Annotated in this window: 4 protein-coding genes and 1 pseudogene; 1 reads left to right on the top strand and 4 read right to left on the bottom strand. The window is 54.8% G+C overall.

Annotated features, from left to right (window positions below; all coding sequences use genetic code 11):
• Window positions 1-2,331 (bottom strand): DEAD/DEAH box helicase (locus tag ACF8AM_RS09980; protein WP_392555497.1); only part of this gene is annotated, 2,331 nt, incomplete at its 3' end.
• A 315-nt stretch (window positions 2,332-2,646) separates the two neighbouring features.
• On the bottom strand, window positions 2,647-3,084 hold the full coding sequence (locus ACF8AM_RS09975) for a hypothetical protein (protein ID WP_392555496.1): 438 nt from the start codon (window positions 3,082-3,084) through the stop codon (window positions 2,647-2,649).
• Window positions 3,085-3,094: 10 nt separating this feature from the next.
• Here ACF8AM_RS09975 and ACF8AM_RS09970 point away from each other — a divergent pair, with 10 nt between their 5' ends.
• Window positions 3,095-4,351, top strand: a complete 1,257-nt coding sequence (locus ACF8AM_RS09970) for a DUF1559 domain-containing protein (RefSeq protein WP_392555495.1) — start codon at window positions 3,095-3,097, stop codon at window positions 4,349-4,351.
• 253 nt (window positions 4,352-4,604) lie between these two features.
• Here ACF8AM_RS09970 and ACF8AM_RS09965 read toward each other — a convergent pair whose 3' ends face one another.
• A complete protein-coding gene (locus ACF8AM_RS09965) occupies window positions 4,605-4,778 on the bottom strand; it encodes a hypothetical protein (RefSeq protein WP_392555494.1) in 174 nt (57 codons plus the stop codon).
• A 211-nt stretch (window positions 4,779-4,989) separates the two neighbouring features.
• Window positions 4,990-5,240 (bottom strand): annotated as a pseudogene (locus tag ACF8AM_RS09960) (phosphoesterase); the annotation flags it as partial.

Raw genomic sequence — 5,240 nt, 5'->3', positions numbered from 1 at the left:
GACCCATGTTTTGCGAAGTGTTTGGTAGATGTCCGAAGGCATGCCTTCGGGCAAATCGATCAACGTGTGTGAGTCACGAATGTTGATTAGCCCAATGTACTCGCCATCGATGCCAGCTTCATTGGCGACCGCACCAACGATGTTGCCGGGTTTGACTCCGTCTTGCCAACCCACATCGAGACGATAGCGGGTCATGCCTTCCTTGACCGGTGTCAGCGGACGGCCTTTACCGCGACGCGGACGATCGTCGCCGAAGGATCCACGGTTGCCACGATCGTTCGAACCGAACGAGTCACGCCCGCGTGAATTGCCTCGATCGGAACGTTCGCGTTGTTTTTTCGGGCGATCTTTCAACAAGAACGGACGTCCGTTTTGGCTCATCTCGGCCAATGCGGCAGCGATCATTTCCATCGGCTTGCCCGTTTCTTCCGCGTACTGAGCGATCATGTCCTTGAAGATCGTCAGGTCCTGCTCGGCGGAGACATCGGTGATGCGTTGTTTGAATCGACGCACGCGAGCGTCGTTGATATCAGCAACGGTTGGCAGGTCGATGATTTCGATGGGTTGCTTCGTCGTGTTCTCGATAAACCGAAGCTGACGACGCTGAGCGTTGGTCAAAAAGATGATTGCTTGCCCACTGCGTCCTGCACGACCAGTCCGACCAATGCGGTGCACATAGGACTCGCTGTCGTGTGGCAGATCAAAGTTGAAGACGTGGATGATTCGCGGCACGTCCAAACCTCGAGCGGCCACATCCGTCGCCACCAACACATCAAGATGACCACGTTTGAGTTGATCGATGGTTCGCTCACGAACCTTTTGTGGCATATCACCGTTCAACGCGATCGCGGAGAATCCTTGCTGGCACAACTTTTCAGCAACGCTCAACGTGGAGTCTTTGGTTTTGGTAAACACGATCACGCCATCGGTTTCTTCCACTTCGAGAATGCGAGCCAACGCATCGATTTTATCTCGAGGAGAAACAAATAGGGCTCGCTGGCGAACCGAAGCAGCGGTGATCGTTTTCGATTTGATGGTGATCCGGGCCGGGTCATCCAGATATTCGTCCGCGATCTTGCGAATGGGCTTCGGCAACGTCGCCGAGAACAATGCGACTTGGCGACCTTTGGGAGATTTCTCAAGAACGAACTGCACGTCCTCCAAGAATCCCATGTTGAGCATTTCGTCCGCTTCGTCCAGCACGAGGCAATCCAGCGAACCGAGGTCCAATGTGCCGCGTTTGACGTGGTCGATGACTCGCCCGGGTGTCCCCACAACGACTTGAACGCCACGACGAAGCTGCTTGAGCTGTGGTTCGTAGTCTTGACCGCCGTAGATGGCTGCGACTTGGAAACCATCCAGATCCGCACCGTACTTGGTGAACGATCGAGCGACTTGAATCGCCAATTCACGGGTGGGTGCGAGCACCAGGACTTGCGGGCGACGGTTGCGAACGTCCACACGCGAAAGAATCGGCAGAGCGAACGCAGCGGTCTTGCCGGTTCCCGTTTGCGATTGAGCCAAGACGTCACGGCCATCCAACATGTACGGGATGATCTCCGCTTGAATCGGCGTGGGCTTGTCGTATCCCGAGGCAGCAACCGCTTTTTGCACTTCGGCTCGCAGATCCAGGTCTCGGAACAAGGGCTCGGTCGGTTCGTTTGATTCTGGAGTCGCTTTTGCTTTCTCTGGTTCAGCCGCTTGGACCGGTTGAACGGGAGCGGACTGGGCGGGCTCTTCGCGAACGGGCTCGGCTTGCTTCGCAACCACTTGTTGAATCACCGGCTCGTCACACACAACGGGCTCCGGTCGGGTAGCAGGCGCCGATTCTGCCACTGACTCCGACTCAACAGCAGGTTCTGGTGAAGCAACGGGCTTGGATTCAACCGGTTGCTCTTCGAGCGTGGGCTGCTCAGACACAACCTGCTCTGATGGAACCTGTTCTGATGGAACCTGCTCAGGTGCGGATTGCTCAGGAACAGTCTGCACGGGCTCCGCAGATTCTGCCGGAACTGCCACGGCGTTCACTTCCGCGACGCTCTCTTCGAAAGAAACCTGTTCGGCGACTGGTTCTGGCAACGCCTCGATGGCTGCCTCGGCGGGCTCATCGGTGCATTCTGCCTGGTAATACAGCAGGGATTCGTCGACTGCAGGCGTCGGCATTTCGCTCGGGTCAATCACGGGGTTGGCGTACTGAGTCGCCCATTGTGCCGAGGGATCCACCACGGTTTCCGTGGTCGACATTTCAAACGAGTCCAGAGTTTGTTCTGGCGAATTCAACTCGGACGCGGAATCATCGAACGTTTCTTTGGAAGCGGGATGATCAGACATCAAAATTCTCGTGCGGTAACAAAGGTAGCCGCACCCACGCTGCTGTTTCGCAGGCGGTCAAGGTCGCGGCAGGATTGGTAAGGATGGAATGCCAAACCAGAAAACTCTTTCCGAGCCTCGAACCTGGTTGCTTGTCAGTTCGATCAGTCACTCTGGACCTTCGAACCCTTGCATTCCGACACAACCGCGACGCCGCTTCTCATTCACTAGAAAGAATCCGCCTCAAGCAATCGATCAAGACGCTTGTCGGATTGGGTATCGACTCGGGTCGATGCCGAGAGGATCACACTGAAGACCTGTCGCAGAAAAGCCGATTCACGACATCACTTTGCACGCCGCCGACTTCTGTGGCCCAGAAGAGTAATTGAATCTTGGATTTGGCAATAGGAGGAAAACAGGAATCAGATTGGGAATCGAAGAATCCGTCCCCGCCTCACCAGAAAACACAGACCACCTGAAAGGATCCAAAAAAACCACCACAGGAAGTAATCCCGCCAAAAAAACGAAAGGGACAGACCACCATTCTTCAAAAAATGAAGAAAGCTCAAAACTTTCACGGAAACCTTCAGGATGAGCGTGCGTTAGATAATCAACCATTACATCAGTGAAACCGTTTTTCTGGCGTTCGGCGAGCAACAGACCGCCCCGCCCACCTGGAAACCTGGCTCCCCCCACTGAATCGTTCGATGCCCGTTCGTCCTGAGATCCATTTCCGAGCTCTGAGACGTGCATGCAATCCATTTTTTGTTTCATAGAGGTTTAGATGAACACACGTATCTCACGCCGCCGCGGTTTCACATTGGTGGAATTGCTTGTGGTGATCGCCATCATTGGAGTTTTGGTGGGGCTTTTGCTTCCCGCCGTCCAGGCTGCCCGCGAAGCGGCCCGCCGCATGAGTTGCAGCAACAACTTCAAGCAAATCGGCTTGGCCGTCCATAATTACCACTCGGCATACAACCAGATGCCAATCCACGGTGCTGGCACGTACGTGCCCGGTGGGCGTGATCTGTGGGACCAACCCAGTCCAGTCAACACGTACACCGGAACCTCGAACCATCGCCTCTCCATGCTGGTTGGTCTGACCGCGTTCATTGAGCAACAAGCCTTGTGGGAACAAATCAGCAACCCATTGGCTCTCAACACCAACGGGAGTGTTCGCACTCCTCCGTGGCAGGCCATGGGCCCAAGGCCTGATGAGCTTCAGTACCCACCCTATGCGACTGACATCCCTACGTTGCGTTGCCCCAGCGACCCCGGCGTGGGACTGCCCGCTTTGGGCCGTACCAACTACGCCGCCTGCACGGGCGATTCGTCCTACCGCTCTCGCGACCCCTACCTCAACATCAACGAAATTGGTGAGGACGGCAGTGTGACTTTCCCGTACTCGGCGACGAGCGGCACGGCACAACACTCCAATGCCGCCCACCGCGGCATGTTCGTCCTGACGCGAGGAATGAAGTTTCGCGACACCACGGATGGTCTTTCCAACACCATCATGTGCGGAGAGATCACAACCGACTTAGGTGACTACGATTCACGAACGTCGCTTCCGAGAGGTGATGGTGTCGGTGTCACCGGTGAACGACAAAACTGCCACTTGAACCCATCGTTCCTCGAAGCAACTCTCGACCCTGAGCGACCACAATTCTGGATCTCTGGCCTGAACATCAATGCCAACTGGGGACGCGGATTCCACTGGCACGATTGTATGCCCGTGTACAGCCAGATGCATACGATCCTGCCACCGAACAAGCAGATTTGCACCGATGCCAACGGTGCCGCACACGGTGACTTGGTTGCAACGGCATCCAGCCGACACCAAGGTGGTGCTCACGTCCTGATGGGTGATGGCGCGGTCAAATTCATCACGGATTCGATCGAAGCAGGCAACTCTCAAAACCCTGTCGTTTACCTTGGCGGATCGGCTGGCAACAACCAACCTGGTGCAAAAAGCCCATTTGGATTGTGGGGCGCCCTAGGAACACGAGGTGCAAGAGAAGTGATCGACGGCGAATTCTAAGCCACCGCAGCAAAAACCAAAGCGTGGCCTGCCCATCCAAAGGCAAAAGCATCGCTATAAGAACAAGCAATAGAGGCGGGAACGTTCCGAACGATTCCGCCTCTGCATAAATAGCAGAAAGACCAAATCCACAGCGCGAGTGACGTGGGCGTTCGTCCCACTCAGAAGCATAAAAAAACAGCGTCACCCCATTGAATGGAGCGACGCTGTTTTCGTTTCAATCGGCAGAACTCAAGTGATAAAAAACCAAAACTCACTTTGGTCCGTCGTAGTTCCCCAAAGCCTTGGCGTCCTCTTCTGCCTGTGCATTGTAGGCATCAATCTTTGCTTGATCAGCATTTTCCAGAATATTCGTCCCTTCGCTCGAAGAACACCCCAGCACAGCCAACGACAAGAGCAGGGACACACCACATAAAAAACGAACCATTGCCTACCTCTATATGAGTAAAAACGCGTCGCCAGCCAAATCACGCTGACGTTGCTCAATTATAAGACACCTGAGAAACCAGAACACTATAGGAATCCAATAAAAAGGATTCTTCAACCGATTTATCAGGCAGGCCGGCGAGAGCCTGCATTTGCGTAGAACACAGACTCGAAGCCTGCGCCAAATCGCCAGCCTCGTGTTCGCGAAGCAGTCACACCGACGCAGGGAACAATGCGTCGAGCGTGAGTTGGCTCCAGGTTTCCAGGTGTTCTCGTTCTTGTCGAAGCACGTCGACAGAAACAAATTGACCTTCCGCGAGTTCGGGCTCGTTGCTGGTGACAAGCGGTTGTTCTAAAATGAATCGATGAACGACCCCTAAATGCACTCGACCAACCTCATTGCTGGGGTCATAAAGCAACCCCTCTCGTTGGTCAACGTAAGGTGTGCCGATCGTCACTTCCT

The sequence above is a fragment of the Rhodopirellula sp. JB055 genome (genome assembly GCF_043100905.1).
Lineage (GTDB): Bacteria > Planctomycetota > Planctomycetia > Pirellulales > Pirellulaceae > Rhodopirellula.
Note: the sequence above shows the minus strand (reverse complement) of the source record. Positions and strands in the feature narration are given on the sequence as shown.